The following is a 21,851-nucleotide window of genomic DNA, read 5'->3' as shown; positions in this document are numbered from 1 at the left end:
TTCGCGGGAATGGCCGCCGGCGCAGCGCCAGATTCGAGATCAACGCGCGGCTCCCTGCGCGGTGGCCTGCGCGCTCAGGGCTCGCACGCGCTCGTCGTACGCCTTCGCCTGCTCCGGATCCCGGGGCAGCCCCAGCGTGCCGGTGCGGTAGGCGCGCGCCAGGGCGTCGAGCGCCGGGGCGTAGTTCTGCTTTTCCGCCTTGCGGTACCACTCGAGGGCGGCGGCCGTGTCCTTCTTCACGCCGGCGCCGTCGGCATAGGCGCGGCCGAGGCCGAATTCGCCCGCGGCGTCGCCCTGTTCGGCCGATTTCCGGTACAGGGCAACGGCTTCGGACTCGGAATCGGCGGCACGGAGCAGGTCGCCCAGGCGCGCCTGCGCGCGGGCGTGGTTCTGGTCGGCGGCCTTGCGCATCAGGGACATGCCGGTGGGCAGGTCGCCGCTGGCCAGCGCCGCATCGGCCTTGGCGTAGTCTTCGGCGGGGCCGGCGTGGAGGCTGGTGGCCACGAACAGCGCACCGATCCACAGGGTGCACCGGGTGAGGAGGCGGGTGGTGGTCGTGTTCATACCCCCTTCGCTGCAATTTCCAGACCAGCCTGTGGCGAGCGCCGACAAGACAGGAGGCAGGACGCAGAGGACGCAAAGGGTACGCAGAGGACGCAAAGAACAACTTTCAGGAAGGTTCTTTCTTCTTTTGCGTCCTCTGCGTACCCTTCGCGTCCTCTGCGTCCGGCATTGGTTTTCTAAGTCATTTCCGCGTCGCTTGCCAGCGGACGCCCCCTACTCGGTCGTCGCGGCGCCCAGGCGGGCCTGGTCGTGTTCTTCCAGCTTGCGGTAGAGGCTGGACAGGCCGATGCCCAGCCGCTGCGCCGCCGCCCGGCGGTCGCCGCCGCATTCGTCGATGGCGCGCACGATCAGGCCGTGCTCGAAGTCGCGCACCTGCTCGCGCAGCGACCCCCGTCCGGTCGACAGCGGCGCGCTCGCGCCCGCCGGGGCGGCGGGCGTGATGTTCGGCGGCAGGTCGGCCAGGGTGATGCGGCCGTCCTCGGCCAGGATGGTGGCGCGCTGCAGCACGTTCTCCAGCTCGCGCACGTTGCCCGGCCAGTCGTTGCTCACCAGGATCTCCTCGGCGTCCGCGTCCAGCGTGAGCTTGCCGGCCACGCCGAAGCGCTCGCCGCCGCGCGCCAGCAGGTAGCGGATCAGCGCCGGGATGTCCTCGCGCCGCTCGCGCAGCGGCGGCACCGTGATGTGGAAGCCGCTGATGCGGAAGTACAGGTCCTCGCGGAAACGTCCCTCGGCCACCATCTGCTTCAGGTCGCGGTTGGTGGCCGCGATGATCCGCACGTTGATCTTGCGCACCTGCTCGCTGCCCAGCGGCCGGATCTCGCGCGCCTCCAGCACGTGCAGCAGCTTGACCTGCAGTTCCAGCGGCAGTTCGCCGATCTCGTCGAGGAAGATGGTGCCGCGGTCGGCCTCGAGGAACAGGCCCTTGCGCGCGCGGTCGGCCCCCGTGAAGGCGCCGCGCACGTGGCCGAAGAATTCGCTTTCCAGCAGGTTCTCGGGGATGGCGCCGCAGTTGACCGGGATGAAGGGCGCGCCCGCGCGCTGGCTCTGCTGGTGGATCGAGCGGGCCGTCACGCCCTTGCCGGTGCCGCTCTCGCCGGTGATCAGCACCGTGCTGTCGGTGGGCGCCACCTTGGCGATCAGGCGATCGAGCTGCTTCATCGCCGGCGACACCGAGGGGCAGCGGTCGTCGCTGCGGCCCACCACCAGCTTGCGCAGGGCCTCGTTCTCGCCGCGCAGGCCGCGCAGGTCCGCGATCTGCGCGAGGCGCTGCAGCAGCTCCTCGGAGCGCAGCGGCTTGATCATGTAGTCGGTGGCGCCGGCCTTCATCGCCTCCACGGCGGTGTCCACCGAGGAGAACGCCGTCATCATGATGAAGGTGGTGTCGTAGCCCGCCTTCGTCGCTTCGCGGACCACCTCGATGCCGGTCAGGTCCGGCATGTTGATGTCGCACAGCGCGACCTCGACGTCGCCCTTGGACAGGCGCATCAGGCCTTCGCGCCCGCTGCCGGCCGTCTCGACCGTGTGGCCGGCGCGGGTCAGGCTCGCGGCGAGGATCTGGCGGATCGCGGGTTCGTCGTCGATGACCAGGATCTGCAGCGAGGAACTCATGCCGCCTAGTTTAGCGGCAGGGCCGTTTCCCTACTGCGCGGGCTGGTGGTCCAGCGGGAGCCAGACGGCGGCGCGCGTGCCGCCCTGCGGCAGCGCCTGCAGGCTGATGCGGCCGCCGTGCTCCTCCGCGATCGCGCGGCACAGCGGCAGGCCCAGGCCGGTGCCCTTGCCGGCCGGCTTGGTGGTGAACAGCGGCTCGAAGGCGTGCTGCTGCACTTCGGGACTCAGGCCGCACCCGTTGTCGTCCACGCGCAGCTCGATGCCCCCTTCGGCCGCGCGGGTGTTGATCTCCACGCGCGCGGTGTGGGCAGGCAGACCCGAGGTGGCGTCGGCGGCATTGATGACGAGGTTGAGCAGCAGCTGCACCAGCCGGTCGGCACAGCAGTTCAGCGCCGGCAGCATGGGGTCGAGCTCGGTGTGCACCTTCACGTTTTCCAGCCGCGGCTCGTAGCGCAGCAGTGCGAGGCCCTGCGTCACGACCTCGTTCAGGCTGGCGAGCTGCCACTGCGCCGCCGGCGCGGCCGCCAGCCGGTTGATCTCGCGCGTGATCGCGATCAGGCGCGCCGTCTCCTGCAGGATGGGCCGCACGCCGCTGCTTTCGTCGTCCGGTTGCGGGGCCGGCGCGGGGCTGGCCTTCTGGGCCTCCAGCAGGGCGCGGGCATAGCCGTCGATGGCGGCGATCGGGTTGCCGATCTCGCGGATCACGCCGGCCGCCATCGAGCCGATGGTGGCCAGCTTCTCCTGGTGCATCACGTGCCGGCGCTCCACCGCCAGCGCCTGCTCCCGTTTCGAGAGCGCGGCGGCGAGGCTGTCGACCGCGTCGCCGAGTTCGCGCAGTTCGTCGCTGCGCGCCAGCGGCCGGCCGGCGCTGCGGTCGCCGGTGAGGATGGCCAGGGCCCGCGCGCGCACCGTGTTGATGTCGCCGGCCAGGCGCGCGAAGAAGAGCACCGCCAGTGCGCCGATCGAGGTGATGCCGATCCAGGCCAGCGTGGCGATGGTGACGGTGCTGCCGTCGATGTAGTGGCGGGTCGCGTTCAGCAGCGCGAGCCGCTCCTCGAAGGCGCTGCGCAGCTGCAGGTCCACCGCTTCCACGCGGGCGCGGTCGGCGCCGGCGCGCAGGGCCTCCTGGCGCTGCTCCAGCAGGCCTTCGTAGCGCCCGTGCGCGGCTTCCAGGTCCATCAGGTGCGACTGCACCGCGCCGCGGAACAGGAAGGCGGAGGCGACCATGACGGTCGCCAGGGCGATCAGCGCCAGGATGGCCAGCACGCCGGTGGCGCGCAGCGAGATGCGGCGCTGGCGCTGCGCGGCCGGCGCGGGGAGCGCCCCCGCCAGTTCCGGGAGGCGCGCAGCCGTGGGCAGGTCGTTCATGCGTTCTTCAGCACGCGATCGAGCTCGGCGCGCACCGCGGGCGCGTCCCAGTCGCGCGCGCCGACCCAGCAGGCCAGCACGCCGCCGTCGCGGGCGACGACGAAGGTCTGGGGCAGGGCATCGAGCCCCAGTTGCCGCACCACGGGCTGGTGCGGGCCGAGCACGGCCCCGCGCAGGCGCGCGGCGCGTTCGGCGAGGTACTCGCGCACGGCGAACACGTCGTCCGCGAGCGCGATCGCGGACACCTGCACGCCGCGACCGGCCAGGGCGACGCCCAGGCGTTCGAGCGCGGGCAGTTCGGCACGGCAGGGCGCGCACCACAGGGCCCACATGTTCACGATGCGGGCCTGGGCGCTGGCGGCGGGGAGGGTGGTGGCCTGGCCGCTCAGCTCCGTCACGCTCAGCTCCGGCCAGCGGGGCCGGGCGTCGGCGACGGGGGAGCGGCCGCAGCCGCTGAGGCAGGCAGCGAGCGCGGATGCGATCGCGGCCCGCCGATTCACTTCACGACCTCGGTGATCACCAGCTTGACGTCGCGGGCGCCGACCTTCACCGGGCCGGAGCTGCCGGTCAGGTCGCCGGGCTGCGGCATGGCGTTGCCGCTCTTCGACACGCGGGCGACCAGCTGCACCTGGTCGCGCAGGGAGATGCGCGACTCCGGCGACATCGCCATCGAGTCGTCCAGCTTGAACTGGAAGGGGAACTTGTCGGCCGAGGCGCGCAGGATCGCCAGCGGCATGCGGCTGCCGTCGGCGGGACGCGCGTAGACGAACAGCGTGGCGCCGGGCGGCAGGCTGGCCTTCACGCCGTCGGCGAGGCTCACGTTGCCTTCCACCGTCGCGCCGGAGGCGGCGGCGGCGGGCTTGTCGCTCGGCGCGGCGGCGACGGCGGCCGTCGCGGGCACCGGCTTGCCACCGGCCTTGGCCGCTTCGGCCAGCGCCTGGTCGATGTTGGCCTGCACGGAAGCGGCCGGCGGCGAGCCCGGGGGCACCGTGGCCAGCAGCTTCTTCCAGTAGTCGGCCGCGCCGTTGAAGTCGCCGCGGTTGAAGGCGGCGGTGCCGGCCAGCGACAGCGACTTCTGGTGCTGCGGATCGAGCTTGAGCGCTTCCTTCACGAGTTGCTCCGGCCGGCCCTCGAGGCTGCGGCCGTTGACCATGGCCAGCACGTCGGCGTAGTCGGCCATCAGGTTGGGGTCCTGCCGATTGAGCTGGTAGGCCTTGTCGTAGGCCTGCGCGGCCTCGGGCAGGCGCTGGAACGCGACGTACGAACGCGCCAGCATGTGCCAGCCGGTGGCGTCGTTCGGGTTCTTCTGCAGCTTGTCGGCCAGGGCCTGGACCATGCTCTCCATCTGCTCCTGCGACATGGCGTGCGGGGCGTCCTTGGCCGAGGCCGCCTGCTCCGCCTCGGGGCGCAGGGCGGCGGGGCTGCCCAGCACCGCATAGAGCGCGATCGCGCCGACGGGGATCAGCGCGGCGACGGTGGCGACGAAGGCCTTCGATTGTGGCTGCTGCTGCGTGACGGCCTTGTCGGCGCTGACGTCGCCGACTTCCTCGATCACGCGCGACTGCAGTTCCTCCAGCGCCTGCGCGTGCTGCTCCTTGGTGAGGGTGCCCTGCGCGAATTCGGCCTCGATCTGCGCGCGCTGGTCGCGGTAGGCGGCCATCGGCGACATGCCGGCGCGGGTGGTGGGGGGGCGCAGCAGCGGCGGCAGCACGAACAGCAGCGCGCCGCCGAGCAGCAGGGCGACGCTGGCCCAGAAAGCGATGGTCATGAACGGATCTCCGGCTCGTCGGCGAGCATGCGGGTGGCCTGGCGGCGCTGGTCTTCGGTGAGGTGGGGCGTCGCGTGCGCGGCCGAGCGGCGGCGGCGCACGATCAGCGCCGCCACGCCGAGGCCGATGGCCATCAGCGCGAACGGGCCCACCCACAGCAGGAGGGTGGTCGCCTTCATCGGCGGCTTGTACAGCACGAAGTCGCCGTAGCGTTCCACCATGAAGTCGAGGATCTGGCGGTCGGTCTTGCCGGCCTTGAGCTGTTCGCGGATCTGGTTCTTCAGGTCGACGGCGAGGCCGGCGTGCGAGTCGGCGATGGTCTGGTTCTGGCAGACGAGGCAGCGCAGTTCCAGCCCGATGTCGTTGACGCGCTTTTCCAGCGCCGGATCGTCGGCGACCTCGGGCGCATCGGCGGCCCGGGCGGACGCGATGGCGAGGACGGCGGCGACCAGCAGGATGGCCAGGCGCAACAGGTGCTTGAACTTCATGCCTTGGCTCCCGCGAGTCCGGCGGCGGCGCGCTTGCTTTCTTCCTTGGCGATGCGGTAGCGGCGATCGGTCGCGGCGAGCAGGCCGCCCAGCGCCATCAGCAGCGCACCGCCCCAGATCCAGTCGATGAAGGGCTTGACCTGCAGGCGCACGGCGAAGGCGTTGTCCTCGATCGCCTCGCCGATGGAGACATAGAGGTCGCGCGTGAGGCCGGGGTCGATCGCGGCTTCGGTCATCGGCATCTGCGAAGCGGTGTACAGGCGCTTTTCGGGGTAGAGCGTTTCCAGCACGCGCTCGCCCTTGGTCACCTTGATCACGGCCTTCAGCGCGATGTAGTTGGGGCCGTTGTACTCGCCCATGCTTTCCATCTTGAAGGTGTAGCCGCCCAGCGTGGCGCTGGTGCCGGGGGACATCTTCACGTCCTTCTCGGCTTCCCAGGCCTTGACCATGGTCACGCCGAAGATGAACACGCCGATGCCCAGGTGGGCGACGAGCATGCCCCACTCGGCGCGCGGCAGCAGGCGCGGCGCGCGGGCCAGGCGCTGCAGCACGTTGCCGCCGGCATGGCGGGTGCGTTCCAGCAGCAGGGTCACGGTGGTGGCGAGCACCCAGGCCGCCAGCAGGATGCCGAAGGAGGCGAGCAGCGAACCGCCGGCAGCCAGCGACACGCCCGCGGCCACGACGGCGGCGACGATCGCACCCAGCAGGCGGCGGGCGAGATCCGGCAGCGTGGCCTCGCGCCAGCGCGCCAGCGGACCGATGCCCATGAGGAAGACGGCGGGCGCCATCAGCGGCACGAACACCGCTTCGAAGTAGGGCGGGCCGACGGAGATCTTGCCCAGGTTCAGCGAGTCGAGCAGCAGCGGATAGAGCGTGCCCAGCATGACGCTGGCGGCGGCCACGGCGAGCAGCACGTTGTTCACCAGGAGCATGGATTCGCGCGAGACGGCGGAGAAGCCGCCGCCCATGCCGACCTTCGGCGCCCGCGCCGCGAACAGCGACAGCGAGCCGCCCACCACCAGCACCAGGAAGCCCAGGATGTAGATGCCGCGCTTGGGATCGGTCGCGAACGCGTGCACGGAGGTCAGCACGCCCGAGCGGACCAGGAAGGTGCCCAGCAGGCTGAAGGAGAAGGCGAAGATCGCCAGCAGCACCGTCCACGAACGGAACACGCCGCGCTTTTCGGTCACGGCCAGCGAGTGGATCAGCGCGGTGCCGACCAGCCACGGCAGGAAGGAGGCGTTTTCCACCGGGTCCCAGAACCACCAGCCGCCCCAGCCCAGCTCGTAGTAGGCCCAGCCGGAGCCGATCGCGATGCCCAGCGTGAGGAACATCCACGCGATCGTGGTCCAGGGGCGCGACCAGCGCGCCCAGGTGGCGTCCAGCCGCCCCGAGAGCAGCGCCGAGATGGCGAACGCGAAGGCCACGGAGAAGCCGACGTACCCCATGTACAGCATCGGCGGGTGGATCACCATGCCCGGGTCCTGCAGCAGCGGGTTGAGGTCGCGGCCTTCCGCGGCGGCCGGCAGCAGCCGCTCGAACGGGTTGGACGTGAACAGCAGGAAGCCGAGGAAGCCGGCGGCGATCAGCCCCAGCACGCCGAGCACGCGGGCGACGAACACCGTGGGCAGGCGGTTGCTGAAGACGGAGACGGCGACGCCCCACACGCCCAGCATGAAGACCCACAGCAGCATGGAGCCCTCGTGGCCGCCCCACACCGCGGCGATGCGGTAGGGCGTGGGCAGCTGCGTGTTGGAGTGCTGCGCCACCACCTGGATGCTGAAGTCGTTGTTGACGAACGCCGTGGTCAGCAGCACGAATGCGATGGCCACGAACAGGAACTGCCCCTGCGCCGCCGGTTGCGCCACCGCCATCCAGGCGGAACGCCCGCGGGCGGCGCCCATGAGGGGCAGGATGCCCTGCGCCAGCGCCAGCATCAGCGCGACGATCAGGCAGAAGTGGCCGATTTCACCAATCATTGTTGCTCCTTGGCCGGCGTCCGGGCGTTGCCGCCCTCGGCCCGTGCCGATCCGAAATTCCGCGTGCCCGCTTCACGCTCTCGCATGAAGGCTTCCAGGCGCGCGAGCACCACGGCGCCCGCATACAGGCAGGACGCCAGCGTCATCAGGGCCATGGCCCCGGTGACCAGAGGCGAGCGGCCGACGGTTGCGGCGGCGCGCTCGTGCAGGGTATGCCACCAGTCCACCGAAAGATAGATGATGGGGATGTTGAGGGCTCCGGTCAGGACGAGCACCGCGCCCGCGCGGTCCGCGCGGGCCGGTTCCCGGGCTCCATGCCGAAGGGCCATCAGACCCACGAAGAGTAGCAAAAGGACGAGCTCGCAGATCAGGCGTGCGTCAAAGCCCCACCACGCGCCGCGTGCCTGCTGGCTGGTCAGCCCTGTCCACAGGGCCACGAAAGCGGTCGCGGCGCCCACCGGCGCGATGGCCGCGAGGGTGGAGGCCGGCAGCAGCGCGGGGCCCTGCACCGTAGCCGCCGCGGCGGCCACCGCCACCCCGTAGAGCAGCAGCGACAGCCACGCGGCGGGCACATGGATGTAAACGATCGTGTAATCGCCCAGAGGTTCCGCGGCGCGCCAGCCGATCATCGCCGCGATGGCGCTGAGCAGGATTGCGACCGCCGCGAGGCCGCGCACGACGCCACGCATCGAGCGGCTGGGGCAGGCAGCGGGGGACGGAAGGGCGGGCAAGACGGACTCCTGAACGGCAGGAGTCGCACGGACTGTGCCAGCCCGGATGCGCCTGCCCGGGGTGAGAAAGCGCCAAAAGCTTCCCGCCGGCAGGACCCGGGCGCCGTTGTTTCCCGGAAACAGGAAGTCCCGCTACTGCTACTGGCGCGCGGGCGTGCCCGGCGCTGCAGGCGCGGCGGCTGCCGCTGCCGGCGCGTGCCGGCCGAGCTTTTCCTCCCACTCCCACAGGGCCGCGCGGGCCTTGTTGCGGTAGGGATCGTCGGGGCGGGCGAAGTGCAGGTAGGTGCGCATGGCGCCGAGGGCGCCCTCGTAGTCCTGGCGGGCCTCTTCCGTGAGGGCGAGCCCGTAATACGCATTGGCCTGGCGCGGATTGAGCTCGATCGCGGCATTGAAGAAGCCGCGGGCGGCGTCCGGCTTTTCGAGGCCCATCAACGCGTATCCCATGTTGACGTGCGCTTCCGGCATGCGCGGCGCGATCTCCAGCACGCGGTGCAGGGCGGTGATGGCGTGGTCGTATTGCCTGGCGTGCAGCATCACCACCGCCTGCTCGAAGCGCTGCCTGATCTCGCGGTCCTGCATCTGGCGCTGGTGGTCCAGGCGGCTGACGGTGCCGGGCTCGCCGGCCCACTTCACCAGGCCGGCGACCAGCGCGAGGGCCACGACCAGGATGGCGCCGATCAGCGTCGTGTTGGGCTTGTTCATACCGCCCCCTTGTGCGGTGCGAGGGTGACGAAGGGCACCCCGAAGAAGGTGAGGAAGGCCAGCACGAAGACGGCCACGATCATCGCGGCGCCGGCGCGCGGGCCCAGCCGCCAGGTCAGGCGCGCGTGCACGGCCGCGGACAGCGCCAGCCAGGTGATGAAGGCCCAGGTCTCCAGCGGGTCCCAGGCCCAGAAGCGGCCCCAGGCGTCCTGCGCCCAGATGGCGCCGGCGACGAGCATCAGGCTCTCGAACACCAGGGCGGCCAGCATCAGCCGCCAGGCCAGGGCATCGAGCGTGGCGTCGCCGGGCATGCGGGCGAAGCGTTCGCGCCCCCAGGGCCGCGCGCGGGCGAGCAGGACGCCGGCCAGGGCGGTGGCCACCAGCGCGCAGCCCAGGAAGATCTTCCCGAGCAGGATGTGGAACCACATGATCCCCATCTCGTAGGTCGCGGGCAGGTGGGTGTCGGCGGGGTTGACCGTGACCAGCCAGGCGCCCATCACGGCCAGCAGGGTCAGCGCCACGGGGGCGCCCTCGCGCACCGCCGGCAGGCGCCAGCTGGCGATGCGCCAGGCCAGCCCCAGGCTCACCAGGCTGCTGGCGAGGATCTCGAACATGTTCAGGAAGGGCCCGTGGCCCAGCCGCAGCCAGCGCATGCCGATGCCGGCCGCGAGCGCGGCCAGCGCCAGGTCTGCCAGCAGCGGCGGCAGCAGGGCCGCGCGCGGCGCGGCGGCCGCGACCGGCACGAAGCTGCGGCGCCAGGCCAGCAGCGCCGCCAGGGTGAACAGCAGCGCGCCGGCGCAGAACCAGGCGTATTCGAGGGACCACGGCGCGTTCATGCGGCGGCCTCCTCGGCCAGGGGCAGCAGCCGCGCCGAGCGGCCCCAGAGGTGCCAGGCGAGGCCGGCGATGCCCGCCAGCGCGATGCCCAGGAGCGGCAGCAGGGTCGGGTCGTGGAAGATGCGGTAGCCCATCCAGCCGGTCAGGCGCTCGTAGCGGAGGGTGGCGCCCTGCAGGCGGAGCGCTTGCCCGGGGCGCAGTTCATGCCTTTGCCCCTGCGCCTCCACCACCAGCGTCGCGGGGATGGTGCGGGCTGCCAGCGTCCAGGCGGTGTTCTCGGGAACGGCCTGCTCGATGCGCAGCCAGAACTTCAGGGCCTGGCCGTCCGGGCTGGTCCAGGTGTTCTGCTGGTTCCAGTCCTGCACCGGGTACGAAGGCATGTGCAGGGCGCCGGCCACGGCTTCCTCGCCGTCGCGCTGCCAGCCCAGCACCGGTGCGAAGCCCTTGTTGGAGGTGGTGTAGAAGCGGTAGCCGGCCAGCACCAGCGGCGTGTCGTCGCCCACCTGGCGCGGCGTGGCCTCCCCGGGCAGCCAGGCTTCGCTGCGGGTGTGGCCGCGCCGCAGGCCCGGCGCGTAGTCCACCTCCCAGGCGCCCTGCATGAATTCCACCTGCCGCCAGGCGCCGTCGTTCCAGGGCCCGGCGCCCGTCACCTCGATCTGCTGCGGATCCAGCGCCGCCCCTTCGGTGACCTCGACCCGGCCGTCCATGTGCGTCAGCCGGCCCCAGCCCACCAGCAGCAGGCACGCAAGCAGGGCGACGTGGAACACGCCCAGGCCGCCCGTGCGCAGGGCGGGCCGCAGCGCGATGGCGGCGGCCAGGTTCAGGGCCAGCAGCGCGAGCGGCGCCACCATGAAGGCGGCGGGCGCCTGGGGCAGGTTGTAGGAGGCCAGCGTGCCGGCGGCGAGCAGCGCGAAGCCCGCCATGGTCAGGCGCGTGGAGGCGAGCGGGCGGGCGATCCTGCGCATGCGATGGTTCAGGGCGGGTTGGCGCAGTTCTCGCTGGAGTCGCGCATCCAGCTGCGGCCCGATGCGCCGTTGCCCGGCGCGCCGGAGGAGCCGCAGTTGGTGTCGCTCCAGTTGCCGCTGGTTCCGAAGGTGCGGATCTTCAGCAGCGCGTTGAGGTAGTACGGCCCGTTGGTGTAGCTCGCCCCGGTGTTGTTGCGCACCTGCGTGCCGGGCGGCAGGCCCACTTCGGGACCGACGTCGTTGAGGTTGACCAGGAAGGACCGGTTCTTCCACCCGTGCGGCACCGCGATGTGGCACCACGTGCACTGGATGCGCCCGATCTTGTCGGAATGGTAGGCGTGCAGGTTGCCCCGGCCCCCGCCGCTGAAGGCGCTGCTGGTCGTGGGGTTGTGGCACTTCAGGCACAGCGCATTGGCCGTGTTGTTGCTGGTCGTCTGGGCCCACTCGCCCTTGAGGATGAAGTTGTTGGTCGACCCGTGCGGCCCCCAGGGCCTGCCGTTGTCGCCGCAGTTCGGGTTGACGGTGGTGTTGGTGATGTTGGCGGTGCAGTTCGGGTCCACGGTCCCGGTGGGCGTGTTGGTGCCGTGGCAGTCGCTGCAGTACATGGACTGGGTGCCGACGTCGTTGTTCCACGGCCATTTCCAGGCGTTGGTGCCGACGTTGCGCAGGGCGATGGTGCGCCCGGTCGGAGCGATCACCGGGTGCCAGGCGCGCCAGTTGCCGGTCTGCCAGTTCACCTCCGTCGTGCGGCAGGAGCAGGCGCCGGTGCCGCATTCCGCCGCGTTGGTCGTGGCGCAGCCGGGACGCAGTCCGCGGTAGGCGCCGCTGTCGCTGCGGCTGGCGGTGCCGGGGTGCGGCGGCTGGAACTCCATCGACTGGTCGGTGTACCGGGTCACCGAGTTCGTGCCCGAGGCGGTGCCGCCGCCGCTGTTGCCCAGGTTCGGCGGGGTGGTGTACGCGTAGGTCGAGTGGCACTTCAGGCACACCTGGTACTCGCGCGTCACCCAGGCGCTGCCGGCCGCGTTGGAGGGGCCGGGGATGCCGCGCTTGACGTCGAAGGAACTGGGCGGCGTGCCGAAGGCCGCGCCGCCGTAGACCGGCTCGACGCCATAGCTGCCGCGCAGCACGCCGGAGGCGATGTTGGTGTGGCCCGCCGCGTGGTTGTGCGTGCCCGCGGTGTCCGGCACGGCGGCATTGCCGTTGAACACGCGGTTCTTGATCACGCGGTGCGGGTTGTGGCAGTCGGTGCACTCCACGTGGCGGTTGGCGGGCGTGGTGCGCCCGAGCAGGGCCGGGTCTTCGTAGAAGTCCTTGCCGCGCTGGGTGCCGCCCACCGCGGTGCTGCCGGTGCCGATGTCGTGGACTTCCTTGGCCACCCGCTGGTCGGTCGACGTGATCGGCATGTGCGTGGCCAGCGCGAAGTCGGTCTTGATGTTCGGCACCTGCGTGGTGGTCTGCAGGATGGTCTCGCCCGTGGCCGAGTGGCACTGGTAGCAGGTTTCCTCGATCGCGGAATTGCCGCCCGCCTTGGGCTTGGCGAGGCTGTCGGTGCCCTCGCGCAGCAGCCGGCGCGCGCCCTGCACGGTGTGGGTGTCGTGGCAGCTCAGGCAGGCCGCGCGCCACACCGGCAGGCCGGTGGGGAATTCGCGCTGGGCTGCCGCGGCGTCGAGGAACTGCTCGTCCGCCACCTGCGAGTTCGCGTGCGCCGACAGCGCCCACTCCTGCCCGCCCTTGTCGTGGCAGGCCAGGCAGATGATGTCGCCGGTCTCCGAGAACTGGGCCCCGGCCGTCGCGGTTTCCTGCAGGCGGTTCAGGCGCAGGAACTTGGCCGACGGCTTGGTGGGGTCGTCCTCCTTCAGGTGCGGGTCGTGGCAGGTGGTGCACTGGAGCTGGCCGTTTTCCAGCGGCAGCTTCGGCTTGGGCTGGCCGCGCACGCGCGTGCCCACCACGGTGCCGTCGGGCGCGCGCAATTCGCCGTCCGCCGTGGCCAGCGCGCTGTCGTAGGTGAAGGAGATCGGGTGGTCGTTGCTCAGGTCGGTGCCGAGGTTGCGCGTGAAGCCGCTGGTGGTGCCCGCGCCGGGCGGCATGGTGCCGCCGGGGCCGGTGCCCGTCATCGCGATGCTCACGTTGGCCTTGCCGCCCAGCACGTTGACGTTGCCGATCGCCATGGTGCCGTCGTGGCAGGACAGGCACAGGCGCGACAGGCCGCCCGGGCCCTTGGCGAGTTCGTCGACGTTGGCCTCGATCGAGCTGGAGCTGTAGGTGGCCGCGTAGGTCGCGTTATTCAGCTGGCGGTTCCACAGCGGCGCGCCGGTCTGGGCCTCGGCGTTGTGGGGCGTGTGGCAGAAGACGCAGATCTGCGATTCGGTGGTGGCCTTCACCGTGCCGGGGCCGGAGGCGGACAGGTTGTGCCGGGTGTTGGAGATGTCCGGCACCTTCTTCGCGGCGGCCGGGCCGGCGGGCGCGAGCCACGCCGCCAGCGCCAGCAGCGCGAGCAGGATCAGGGTTGCGAGCCGTGCGGCTTTCATTCTTCTAGTTGCCTCCGAGGAACTGGAACACCGCCACCCGCGCGTTGAACATGTCGGCGACGTAGACGCGGTTGCGTGCGTCGACCCACACGCCCGCGGGCAGCTGGAACCGTCCGTTCCCGTTGTTGCTGTCGGTACCGCCGAGGGACATCAGCAGCCGGCCGGTGCGGTCGAACACCAGCAGCGTGTCGTGCATGGATTCGACCACGTAGAGATTGCCTTCGTCGTCCGCCGCCACGCCCTTGGGCCGCACCAGGTTGCCCACGTACAGCCCGCGCTGGCCGAAGCGCAGCACCAGCTTGCCGTCGGCATCGAAGCCCTGGATGCGCGCGTTCATGGAATCGGCGACGACCACCACGCCATCGTGCAGGGCGAGGTGGGTGGGGTAGTTCAGCTCGCCGGGCGCGTCGCCGCGCCGGCCCCAGGTGGCCAGGTGCCGGCCCTCGTCGTCGAACACCTGGATGCAGTGGCCATGCGTGTCGGCCACGTAGATGCGGCCGCGCGCGGCATCGCGCACGATGCCCGTGGGCCGCTGCAGCACGCCGGCGCCGAATTCGCCCAGCGGCGAGCCGTCGCTGGCCAGGCGGAACACGCGGCCGAGGTCGGAGTCGGTGACCAGCAGCTCGCCCTCGCGCCCGAGGGCGATGCCGATCGGCGACTCGAAGCGGGTGCCGCGGGTGGCCTTCTCCCAGGCCTGCAGCTTGCCGTTGGCCTCGTCGAACACCAGGACCGCGGCGCGCCCGACGTCGGTCACCAGCACGCGGCCGAGGCGGTCCACCACGCCGCTTTGCGGGCGCACGAGCATCAGCGCGTCCTCCGGCGTGGCGTCGAGCCCGGCGATCCACGCCAGCAGCTTGCGCCCGGCGCTGCGGCTGCCGTCCTTCGGCCGGAAGTTGGTTTCGCCGCGCAGGTCGCCGACGAAGCGGTAGCGCGGCACCTCCTGCGTTTCGGGCGCCGGGAAGAGGGGCGCGGACGCGCCCGCGGGCTGCTCGAGCCGCATCACCATGGGCTCGCTGGCGCAGGCGGCCAGCAGCAGCACGGCGAAGGCGAGCAGCAGCCGCTTCATCGCGGCGCCTCGGGCGTCTCCATCGAGGGCGGGGAGACCAGCAGCACCTCGACGCGCGCATTGAGGCTGTCGGCCACGTACAGCAGGTTGCCGTCCAGCGCCATGGCCTCGATGCGGCCGAAGCGCCCCGGTGCGTTGCCGGTGCCGCCGAAGCTCGTGAGCAGCTTGCCGTCGCGGAACACCTTGATGCGCTGCTCCATCTCGTCGCTCACGAAGACGCGTCCGCTCGCATCCACCGCCAGGGCGCGCGGCTGCACCAGCTCGTGCTCGCCGATCACGTCGACGGGCACGCCGCGGCGATCGAGCACCACGACCTGCTGGGCGAGGCGGTCCAGCACGTACAGGCCGCCGGGGCCGAGCGCCATCGCCGTCACGCTTTGCAGCAGGGCGGGATGCGTGCCGCCCAGCACCTCGCGCGCTCGGCCGAGCGGGTCGAACACGAGCACGCGCGCGGTGGCGGCGTCGCCGACCAGGATCTCGGAGCGGTCTTCCGGCACCACGACGGCCACCGGCCGCGGGGCGTCGAACTCGCTGCCCCAGCGCCGCACCGGCTGGCCGCGCAGGTCGTACTGCACCACGACGTGTTCCGCCGGCTGCGCCACCCAGGCGCTGAAGTCGTTCCCGAGCTGCAGCGAAGCGCCGGCCTCGGGCACCGAGCCGGTGAAGTTGACGAAGGGCGCCACGCCGTCGCGCACGCGGTCGTAGCGCCAGATCGTGCGCGCGCCGGCGTCGGCGACCAGCACGATGTCGTTGCGCGCGGCGACGCCCACCGGCTGGATGAAGTTCGTGCGCGCGCCGGCCGGGCGCTGCAGCTGCGGCAGCAGGGGCGAGGCGGAATCGAGCCGCCAGCCGCCCGTGATGCTGAGCCAGGGGCGCAGCACCGCGTTGGCGGCGTCGGGCGGCGTGCGGCGCACCTCGCCTTCCTCGATGGCGCAGCCGGCCAGCGCCGCGGCGCCCAGGCCGCCGAGGGCGAAGGCGCGGCGGGTGAGGGGCGGCCTCACCATCGCGACGGCCCCGTCGTTTCCGACGAACCGTAGATGCCCGGCTTCACGCCCTTCTTCGCCGTGTGGCACAGGTCGCAGCGGTCGGGCGACCAGGCGATCTGGCCGTTGTGGCACATGCCGCAGAACTTGCCGTTGATGATGTCGTTCATCTGTACCAGGTTGGCTCCCGCCCGCATTTTGAAGCCCAGTTCGGAATGGCACACCTTGCAGCGGAAGCGGATGCGGTGGAACCAGTGCGGAAACACCACGGCGCGCATCCCCTGCTTCGTCGAATTGCGATCGAGCACCACGTCACCATACTCCGCCGCGGCCGGCAGGGCGACGAGCAGTCCCAGCGCCAGCAGCAGCGCGCACCACAACGCCTTCATGGGGAGCCGGCCTCCCGCACCAGGGCGCCGTTGAAGGCCGCGTGCTCGGGGCCGTCGCGCTTGACGCTGTGGCAGCGGTCGCACTCGGTGAGCGGAAAGGCGACGGCGCCATGGCACAGGCCGCACTTCTCGCCCGCGAGCACCCGGAACATGCCGATCTTCGTGGCGCCCGCCTTCTGCTCGAACAGGCCGACCGCGCCGTGGCAGTTGCTGCAATCGAGCCAGGCCGTGTGCTGGCGGTGCGGGAACTTCACCAGCCCCATGTGGGCCGTGTTGACCAGCAGGACTTCGGTGGTGCGCAGGTTGACCTTGGTCTCCGGCAGGATGTTGGTGCGCGGCTGGATCAGCCCGCGATCGAGCGCCTGCACCCAGCGCACCTGGTTGCCCACGGCGTCGGGCACCTGCGCACCGAGCGCACCGAGCGCTTCCGCCGGCTCCTGCAGCACGCCGACGCCGGGGCTCTGGGGATCGTGCAGGTCGTCCTTCGCGATGGCAAGCCACTTCTGGCCGGCCGCGAGCGCCACGGCGCAGACGCAGGCGAGGACCAGGAGCAACAGCCAGCGCGCCCGGGCCACACGTCACCCCGGGATGTACACGCCGGCGGCGCGGATCGCCTTGACCAGTTCGCGGGTGGATTCTTCCAGCGTCTTGATCGCCGCCGGGTGGTCCTTGCGGCCCGCTTCGGCTTCCGCGCGGGCGCGCAGCTGCGTGGAGGCAGCCACCGCCTGGTCCACCATGGCGTCGGTGCTGCCGCCGCGCTTTTCCTTCAGCAGCATGTCGACCAGCATCCGGTGCGTGTCGTTGCGGTCGATCTCGTAGTGGTATTCCTCCAGCGGCGTGGCGAAATTGAGCGAGCGCACCACCGTCTCGCCGCCGCGCATGGAGCCGATCGCCGCCTTGACCGTGAGGTAGGCCTGGTCGATCGCGCGCTTGGCCTCGGGCAGCCGGCCGCCCTGCGCGTGGCGCTCGGCCTCGGCGATCAGGCCCTCGACCTGGCGCGTGGTCTCGCCGGCGCGGGCGTCCTTCTTCTCCGCCGCGATGCGCTTCTGCGCATCCAGCAGGGCGCGCGTGGACTCGACGCGGGCCTGGTAATCGGTGCGCTGCTTGGCGTCGGCGATCTGGTCCGGCCTGGACAGCCGCACGGCCTCGATGAAGGCGCGCGAGGATTCGTCCAGCAGCTTCGAGCTGCCTTCGAGGTCGCCGGCGCGCAGGGCCTCGCCGGCCTTCGAATGCAGCTCGCGCGCCTTGGTGCGCCGCTGCGCCGCCTCGGTGCTGCCGCTGGCCTCGATCTGCCTGGCCGCGGTGGACTGCTCGATCAGCGTGGAGGTCGAGGTCAGCTTGCGTTCGAGCTGGTCGCGGTCGGGCGGGACGCGCGTCTGCGCGGTGGCCGCCGCCATGCACAGGCAGGCCGCCGAGACGGCGGCGCGCAGGATTCGCGAGGCGTGCAGGTGCTTCATGGTGTGCCCATCGATTGGGGAACCGACAAACCCGCAGCCTGCAGGGCGCGGCGCAGGGCGTCGGTGCCCTCCACGATATCCCGGATCGCCGCCAGCGGGTCGCGCGCGTATTGCGCCTCGCCGCGTTCGCGCAGCTCGCGGGCCTGCGCCACGTTGCGCTCCACCAGCGCGCGGGCCTCGGGCGAGGGGCGGAATTCGAGCAGCGCCAGCGGCACCAGCCGCTCGAAATCGCGATGGCGGTTCAGTTCGAAGTCGAATTCCTCGCGCCGGTTGGCGAACCGGTGGTCGTACACGATGGTGTGGCCGGCCAGGCGCTGGGAAGCGTCCTTGAGCAGCAGCATCAGCGCGCGATCGAGCTGCCGGTTGGCCTCGATGTACTTGTCGGCCTTGGCCAGCGCCACGGCCTGGTCCACCAGCGCGTCGGCGGCGCGCAGGTTCTGCTCGGTCTCGGCCTTCTTGCCCGGCTGCGCGTTCGGCAGCGCGATCTGCGCCGTGCGGCGCAGCGCCGTGACGCTGTCTTCGAGCTGCGAGAAGCGCGCGCGCTCCGCGGCCTGCTGCGTGCCCGGGTCGGGCACCAGCTGCTGCGCCTTGCTGATCTCGAAGATGGCCTCGTTCAGCAGGCCGTCGGCGGCCCGCACCTGCCCTTCGGCCGCGAGGTGCTTGGCGTGCTGCGTCAGGTCGCGCGCGTTGGCGAAGTGCTTGCGCGCTTCCTCGTTCTGGCTGTTGGCGATGCGCGCCGCCACCGGCGACTCGTTGAGCACCCGCTGCAGCATGGCCGCCTTCTGCTCCACCTGCTGCGGCGAGATCTGCCGTGCCGGCTCGCTGGCCGCGCTGCGCGGGGGCGCCGCACCCTGCGCCCAGGCGATCTGCGCCGAGGCGAGCACCAGGGCGGCGGGGGTGAGGAACAGGCGGCTCATACTGCTGCGCGGCCCTGGCGTTACTGCTTGGGCGCGGCTTCGGGCGCACCCGCCGTGGCCGTCGCCTTCGGCTTGGAGTGGCACAGCCGGCACTCGGACACCGGGAAGGCGACCTTGCCGTGGCACACGCCGCACTGCTGCCCGAGCAGGATGCCCGCCATGCTGATCTGGTTGGCGCCCTTCTGGGGCTTGAAGATCGCGGGGTGGCAGTTGGAGCAGTCCAGCCATTCGGTGTGCTGCTTGTGGGGGTACACCACGTCCGGCATGGAGCCCTTGACCTCGCGCACGATGTTCAGGTCCATCACGGCCGGCGCGACCTTCGGGTCGACGCGGTCGGCGCGCGGCGCGATCTTGCCTTCGCGCAGCGACTTGACCCAGTCCACGCGGTTGCCGGCGTTGCTGCGGGTCAGCTCGGTGAAGGCGGTGTTCGGCGGCTGCAGGGCCATGGTGCCGTCGTTGGCGGGATCGTGGATGCCGTCCTCCGCCGGTGCGCGGTTGCGCAGCGTGGGCCGCAGCAGGCGGTTGAAGGTGTTGACGCCGGCGGCGGGCTGCGCGGCGGCGGTGACGGCCGTGGGAGCGGCGGCTGCGGCGGGCGCAGGCGCCGGCGCGGCGGCGGCCGGTGCGGCCGGCGCGGGAGCCGGTGCGGCGGCCGTGGCCGGCGCGGGCTTGGCCGCAGCAGCGGCAGCAGGGGCGGCCGGCGCCGGCGTGGCCGGTTTCGCGGCCGCCTGGGGGGCAGCCGGCTTGGCGGCAGCGACAGCCGGGGCCGCGGGTGCGGCGGCTGCGGCGGCTGCGCCCTTCGATTGCGCCAGCATGTAGCCGATCGCGTTCTGCAGCTGGGCGTCGCTCAGCGCGGGATTGCCGCCGCGCGGGGGCATGTTGCCGCGGCCGTTCTTCGCGCTGTTGAGCAGCGGGCCGATCCCGCCGGCGGAACGGGCGCTCCAGGCCGCGGCGTCGCCGACCTTGGGCGCGCCGAGCACGCCGGTGCCGTGGCAGGCGACGCAGGCGCCTTCGTAGACCGCCTTGCCGGCGGCGAGGTCCTGGGCCGGGGCGGGGCCGGCGAGCAGCGCGAGGGCGGCGGCAGCGAAGGCCGCGAGGGCTTGACGGGCCTTCATCACTTCTTCTCCCCGGCCGCGGGCGCCACCAGCGAGTTGGTGGTGCTTTCGTGGACCTGCGTGGGCGTGCCCGGCTTGGCCGAGTGGCACATGTTGCAGTTCTCGATGCTCCAGGCGACTTCGCCGTTGTGGCAGGCGCCGCAGAACTGGCCGTCGATGACCTTCACCATGTTGATCTCGTTGCCCCCGGCCTTGAACTTGAAGCCGAGGTCCGCGTGGCAGACCTTGCAGCGGAAGCGGATGCGATGGAACCAGTGGGGGAACACCACCGGCCGCATGCCGGCCTTGTCCGAGTAGTTGTTGATCACGACGTCCCCGTACTCGGCGCGCGCGTCGCCGCTGGCCAGCAGGCCGGCGAGCATCGCGCTGGCGAGCACGGCCGCTCCCGCCAGCGTGGCGGGGCCCATTCTCATCCTCGAAAGCGACATCTCACACCCTTATGAATCGTTGTCTTTCGCCGCGCGCTAGTCGCCGAAGTTGCGCTGCACCCGCAGCCACAGGGAATCCACGCGCCTGCCGTCGATCTGCGACAGCCGCAGTTCCAGCTGCGACGTCAGGCGGCCGATGTTCCATTCCAGCCGGTTCTCCCACAGTCGCGTCTCACGATCGGGAATCGACAGCAGCTGGCCCGGCTGTTTGAGCACATCCTGGGCCAGCCTCACGCGCGAGACGAAGCGCAGGCGCGGAATGCCGAACAACTGGTTCTGCCGGAACGAGACCTCGCCGGAAGCGCCCGAGGAACGCGTGCGCAGCACGGCGCCCGACAGGGGATCCAGCGATGTCGGCAGGTTGCCGGAGCGCTGCATCGAGCGCTGGTAGGTCAAGTCGGCGGTGACGGAGCGGCCGTAGCCGAGCTCGAAGTTTCCGGAAAGCTGGAAATTCAGCAACTGGAAGCGGGCACTGCCGCCGCCGAGCTCCATCGAGTCGCTGTACGACGCGCGCGCGTATCCCTGCCTGCCGTCGCCGGTCTGCTGCCAGTTCAGGGCCACCGTATTCAGCAGCGTCTTGGTCGTGCCGATGCCGATGCCCGTCTCGTCGCGGCTGGAGTGCGAATTCGTCACCGAAAGCGACTGGCTCCCGCTGATGCCGACCGACGAATACTGCGACAGCCGCCAGCTGCGGTTGGCGGTGTGGCCCAGCTGCAGGCCGAGGGTGCGCTCGGTGACGGATCCCTGCGTGCTGTTGTCCGCCAGCGAGCTGGCCAGGTTGCCGCTGGCGAACCAGTCGTAGTGGATGCCGCGGAACTCGAGCGAATCCCCCTGGTACGTGGCGCCCGCGCTGCCGGTGAAGAAGGTGGTGGTGCCGCCGTCCGTGCGCGTGACCTGCGCACCGCCGCTGGCGGTGAGCCGCAGGTTGGGATTGAACTGGTAGTTGGCGCCCAGCGTGGCCCCGACGGCGTCGTTGCCGGTATCGGAGACCGGATCGCGCAACGCCACGCCGCGCACGGTGCCGGTCAGCGTCAGCGGCGAGAGCTCGGGATGGTAGATGCCGACGCTGCTCAGCTGCAGCACCCGCAGGTCGGACGTGCCGATGCCGCTCTGCTCCGTGCGGGTGAGGTTGGCGGTGCTGTTGATCGACAGCGCGGTGGACGGCGCGTAGTTGTGGCGCGCGACCAGGCTGGTGAAGCGGCTCTCGTCGTCGAGGCCTTCGTTGAGCGCGCGGTTGAACGTTCCGCCGAGGGCCAGTTCGTTGGCCTTCCAGTGCGTGGTGAAGTCGGCCGACAGCGAGTCCTGCTTGCTGCGAAAGCCGAAGCCGCTCTGGGTGCGGTGGTCGTAGGCGCCCGTGAGGTTGTAGAGGCCGGACTCGGGGCGGTAGCGCATCGAGCCGCCGAAGCCCTGGCGCTGGAACTCGATGGCCGAGGCGAGGTTGGTGTCGGTGCGGCTGTCCTGCCGGTCGAAATGGAGCTCGAAGGGAAAGCGGCTGCGCGGGAACAGGTCCATGCGCGCATTGCCGGTGATGAAGTTCTCGCGCGTGCGCAGCCGGTCGTGCAGCTCGCCGTCCTGGAACCCGCCGGTGCCCAGGCCGGAGCCCAGCCCCGAGCCGGCGTGCGAGATGCTGGAACTCAGGCCCACCGAACCGGAGACCGTGGCCAGCCAGGGCGCGTAGATGTAGGTGCTGGTGCCGAGCGTTCCCGTGAGCACGTGGGCGATGCTCGACGGCTCGCCGGCGCTGCGGGCGGCCCGCATGTCGTACGAGAGGGTGCCCGAGACGCGCAGCGGCGGCAGCCGCCAGCTGCGCTCAGGCGTCCCGGCTTCTTCCGCCGCGGGGGGCGCCGTCGACGGAATGTGCCCCGCATCCGACGGCGCCGTCACCTGCGCCTGTGCGGCCGCACTCGCGGCCGCACAGGCGATGAGGGTGAGCTTCCATCGGGCCGGGTGCATTCACTGCCT

At 71.4% G+C, this 21,851-nt stretch carries 21 protein-coding genes; all 21 read right to left on the bottom strand.

The window, feature by feature from the left end:
* Nucleotides 1-39: 39 nt before the first annotated feature.
* Nucleotides 40-564: a tetratricopeptide repeat protein gene (locus tag WG923_RS10280; protein WP_340350859.1), complete on the bottom strand. Its 525-nt coding sequence runs from the start codon at nt 562-564 to the stop codon at nt 40-42.
* Between the two features lie 213 nt (nt 565-777).
* Nucleotides 778-2,172: a sigma-54-dependent transcriptional regulator gene (locus tag WG923_RS10275; RefSeq protein ID WP_340350858.1), complete on the bottom strand. Its 1,395-nt coding sequence runs from the start codon at nt 2,170-2,172 to the stop codon at nt 778-780.
* 30 nt (nt 2,173-2,202) lie between these two features.
* Nucleotides 2,203-3,540, bottom strand: a complete 1,338-nt coding sequence (locus WG923_RS10270; RefSeq protein WP_340350857.1) for a sensor histidine kinase — start codon at nt 3,538-3,540, stop codon at nt 2,203-2,205.
* Nucleotides 3,537-3,938, bottom strand: a complete 402-nt coding sequence (locus tag WG923_RS10265; protein ID WP_340350856.1) for a TlpA family protein disulfide reductase — start codon at nt 3,936-3,938, stop codon at nt 3,537-3,539. Before WG923_RS10265 ends, WG923_RS10270 begins: the two co-directional genes overlap by 4 nt.
* Nucleotides 3,939-4,036: 98 nt before the next feature.
* The gene (ccmI, locus tag WG923_RS10260; RefSeq protein ID WP_340350855.1) at nt 4,037-5,308 is read right to left on the bottom strand and encodes a c-type cytochrome biogenesis protein CcmI; all 1,272 of its coding nucleotides are present in this window, start codon (nt 5,306-5,308) and stop codon (nt 4,037-4,039) included.
* Nucleotides 5,305-5,796 carry a cytochrome c-type biogenesis protein gene (locus WG923_RS10255; RefSeq protein WP_340350854.1) on the bottom strand — a complete coding sequence of 164 codons (492 nt, stop codon included), beginning with the start codon at nt 5,794-5,796 and terminating at the stop codon, nt 5,305-5,307. The genes ccmI and WG923_RS10255 overlap by 4 nt, the downstream gene beginning before the upstream one ends.
* On the bottom strand, nt 5,793-7,775 hold the full coding sequence (locus WG923_RS10250) for a heme lyase CcmF/NrfE family subunit (RefSeq protein WP_340350853.1): 1,983 nt from the start codon (nt 7,773-7,775) through the stop codon (nt 5,793-5,795). Before WG923_RS10250 ends, WG923_RS10255 begins: the two co-directional genes overlap by 4 nt.
* Entirely contained in the window at nt 7,772-8,506 is a 735-nt protein-coding gene (locus WG923_RS10245; protein WP_340350852.1) for a cytochrome c biogenesis protein, read from the bottom strand. The genes WG923_RS10250 and WG923_RS10245 overlap by 4 nt, the downstream gene beginning before the upstream one ends.
* 138 nt (nt 8,507-8,644) lie before the next feature.
* Nucleotides 8,645-9,208 (bottom strand): tetratricopeptide repeat protein, encoded by a 564-nt coding sequence (locus WG923_RS10240; RefSeq protein ID WP_340350851.1) that lies wholly within the window; start codon nt 9,206-9,208, stop codon nt 8,645-8,647.
* The gene (locus WG923_RS10235) at nt 9,205-10,044 is read right to left on the bottom strand and encodes a cytochrome c biogenesis protein (protein WP_340350850.1); all 840 of its coding nucleotides are present in this window, start codon (nt 10,042-10,044) and stop codon (nt 9,205-9,207) included. Before WG923_RS10235 ends, WG923_RS10240 begins: the two co-directional genes overlap by 4 nt.
* Nucleotides 10,041-11,009, bottom strand: a complete 969-nt coding sequence (locus WG923_RS10230; protein ID WP_340350849.1) for a hypothetical protein — start codon at nt 11,007-11,009, stop codon at nt 10,041-10,043. The genes WG923_RS10235 and WG923_RS10230 overlap by 4 nt, the downstream gene beginning before the upstream one ends.
* An 8-nt stretch (nt 11,010-11,017) precedes the next feature.
* A complete protein-coding gene (locus WG923_RS10225; protein ID WP_340350848.1) occupies nt 11,018-13,537 on the bottom strand; it encodes a cytochrome c3 family protein in 2,520 nt (839 codons plus the stop codon).
* A 4-nt stretch (nt 13,538-13,541) separates the two neighbouring features.
* Nucleotides 13,542-14,603, bottom strand: coding sequence for a 6-bladed beta-propeller (locus WG923_RS10220; protein WP_340350847.1), 1,062 nt, complete (start codon nt 14,601-14,603; stop codon nt 13,542-13,544).
* Nucleotides 14,600-15,607, bottom strand: coding sequence for a hypothetical protein (locus WG923_RS10215; protein ID WP_340350846.1), 1,008 nt, complete (start codon nt 15,605-15,607; stop codon nt 14,600-14,602). The genes WG923_RS10220 and WG923_RS10215 overlap by 4 nt, the downstream gene beginning before the upstream one ends.
* Nucleotides 15,601-15,975, bottom strand: a complete 375-nt coding sequence (locus WG923_RS10210) for a c(7)-type cytochrome triheme domain-containing protein (protein WP_340350845.1) — start codon at nt 15,973-15,975, stop codon at nt 15,601-15,603. Before WG923_RS10210 ends, WG923_RS10215 begins: the two co-directional genes overlap by 7 nt.
* Entirely contained in the window at nt 15,972-16,529 is a 558-nt protein-coding gene (locus WG923_RS10205; RefSeq protein WP_340350844.1) for a c(7)-type cytochrome triheme domain-containing protein, read from the bottom strand. Before WG923_RS10205 ends, WG923_RS10210 begins: the two co-directional genes overlap by 4 nt.
* 24 nt (nt 16,530-16,553) lie before the next feature.
* Nucleotides 16,554-17,432 carry a hypothetical protein gene (locus tag WG923_RS10200; protein WP_340350843.1) on the bottom strand — a complete coding sequence of 293 codons (879 nt, stop codon included), beginning with the start codon at nt 17,430-17,432 and terminating at the stop codon, nt 16,554-16,556.
* On the bottom strand, nt 17,429-18,349 hold the full coding sequence (locus WG923_RS10195; RefSeq protein WP_340350842.1) for a hypothetical protein: 921 nt from the start codon (nt 18,347-18,349) through the stop codon (nt 17,429-17,431). The genes WG923_RS10200 and WG923_RS10195 overlap by 4 nt, the downstream gene beginning before the upstream one ends.
* Before the next feature lie 20 nt (nt 18,350-18,369).
* A complete protein-coding gene (locus WG923_RS10190) occupies nt 18,370-19,461 on the bottom strand; it encodes a c(7)-type cytochrome triheme domain-containing protein (protein WP_340350841.1) in 1,092 nt (363 codons plus the stop codon).
* Complete coding sequence (locus WG923_RS10185; protein ID WP_340350840.1) at nt 19,461-19,868, bottom strand: c(7)-type cytochrome triheme domain-containing protein; 408 nt, start codon at nt 19,866-19,868, stop codon at nt 19,461-19,463. The genes WG923_RS10190 and WG923_RS10185 overlap by 1 nt, the downstream gene beginning before the upstream one ends.
* Nucleotides 19,869-19,925: 57 nt before the next feature.
* Nucleotides 19,926-21,842, bottom strand: a complete 1,917-nt coding sequence (locus WG923_RS10180) for a hypothetical protein (protein ID WP_340350839.1) — start codon at nt 21,840-21,842, stop codon at nt 19,926-19,928.
* Nucleotides 21,843-21,851: the final 9 nt, after the last annotated feature.

This window comes from Ramlibacter sp. AN1133, assembly GCF_037890035.1.
In the GTDB taxonomy this organism is placed as follows: Bacteria; Pseudomonadota; Gammaproteobacteria; order Burkholderiales; family Burkholderiaceae_C; genus Ramlibacter.
This window is presented reverse-complemented; position numbering and strand designations above follow the sequence as displayed.

What these genes read in the sequence shown, in the direction of transcription:
- WG923_RS10280 (WP_340350859.1), bottom strand. Translation starts at nt 564, where the DNA reads ATGAACACGACCACCACCCGCCTCCTCACCCGGTGCACCCTGTGGATC.
- WG923_RS10275 (WP_340350858.1), bottom strand. Translation starts at nt 2,172, where the DNA reads ATGAGTTCCTCGCTGCAGATCCTGGTCATCGACGACGAACCCGCGATC.
- WG923_RS10270 (WP_340350857.1), bottom strand. Translation starts at nt 3,540, where the DNA reads ATGAACGACCTGCCCACGGCTGCGCGCCTCCCGGAACTGGCGGGGGCG.
- ccmI (WP_340350855.1), bottom strand. Translation starts at nt 5,308, where the DNA reads ATGACCATCGCTTTCTGGGCCAGCGTCGCCCTGCTGCTCGGCGGCGCG.
- WG923_RS10255 (WP_340350854.1), bottom strand. Translation starts at nt 5,796, where the DNA reads ATGAAGTTCAAGCACCTGTTGCGCCTGGCCATCCTGCTGGTCGCCGCC.
- WG923_RS10250 (WP_340350853.1), bottom strand. Translation starts at nt 7,775, where the DNA reads ATGATTGGTGAAATCGGCCACTTCTGCCTGATCGTCGCGCTGATGCTG.
- WG923_RS10240 (WP_340350851.1), bottom strand. Translation starts at nt 9,208, where the DNA reads ATGAACAAGCCCAACACGACGCTGATCGGCGCCATCCTGGTCGTGGCC.
- WG923_RS10235 (WP_340350850.1), bottom strand. Translation starts at nt 10,044, where the DNA reads ATGAACGCGCCGTGGTCCCTCGAATACGCCTGGTTCTGCGCCGGCGCG.
- WG923_RS10230 (WP_340350849.1), bottom strand. Translation starts at nt 11,009, where the DNA reads ATGCGCAGGATCGCCCGCCCGCTCGCCTCCACGCGCCTGACCATGGCG.
- WG923_RS10225 (WP_340350848.1), bottom strand. Translation starts at nt 13,537, where the DNA reads ATGAAAGCCGCACGGCTCGCAACCCTGATCCTGCTCGCGCTGCTGGCG.
- WG923_RS10220 (WP_340350847.1), bottom strand. Translation starts at nt 14,603, where the DNA reads ATGAAGCGGCTGCTGCTCGCCTTCGCCGTGCTGCTGCTGGCCGCCTGC.
- WG923_RS10215 (WP_340350846.1), bottom strand. Translation starts at nt 15,607, where the DNA reads ATGGTGAGGCCGCCCCTCACCCGCCGCGCCTTCGCCCTCGGCGGCCTG.
- WG923_RS10210 (WP_340350845.1), bottom strand. Translation starts at nt 15,975, where the DNA reads ATGAAGGCGTTGTGGTGCGCGCTGCTGCTGGCGCTGGGACTGCTCGTC.
- WG923_RS10200 (WP_340350843.1), bottom strand. Translation starts at nt 17,432, where the DNA reads ATGAAGCACCTGCACGCCTCGCGAATCCTGCGCGCCGCCGTCTCGGCG.
- WG923_RS10195 (WP_340350842.1), bottom strand. Translation starts at nt 18,349, where the DNA reads ATGAGCCGCCTGTTCCTCACCCCCGCCGCCCTGGTGCTCGCCTCGGCG.
- WG923_RS10190 (WP_340350841.1), bottom strand. Translation starts at nt 19,461, where the DNA reads ATGAAGGCCCGTCAAGCCCTCGCGGCCTTCGCTGCCGCCGCCCTCGCG.
- WG923_RS10185 (WP_340350840.1), bottom strand. Translation starts at nt 19,868, where the DNA reads ATGGGCCCCGCCACGCTGGCGGGAGCGGCCGTGCTCGCCAGCGCGATG.
- WG923_RS10180 (WP_340350839.1), bottom strand. Translation starts at nt 21,842, where the DNA reads ATGCACCCGGCCCGATGGAAGCTCACCCTCATCGCCTGTGCGGCCGCG.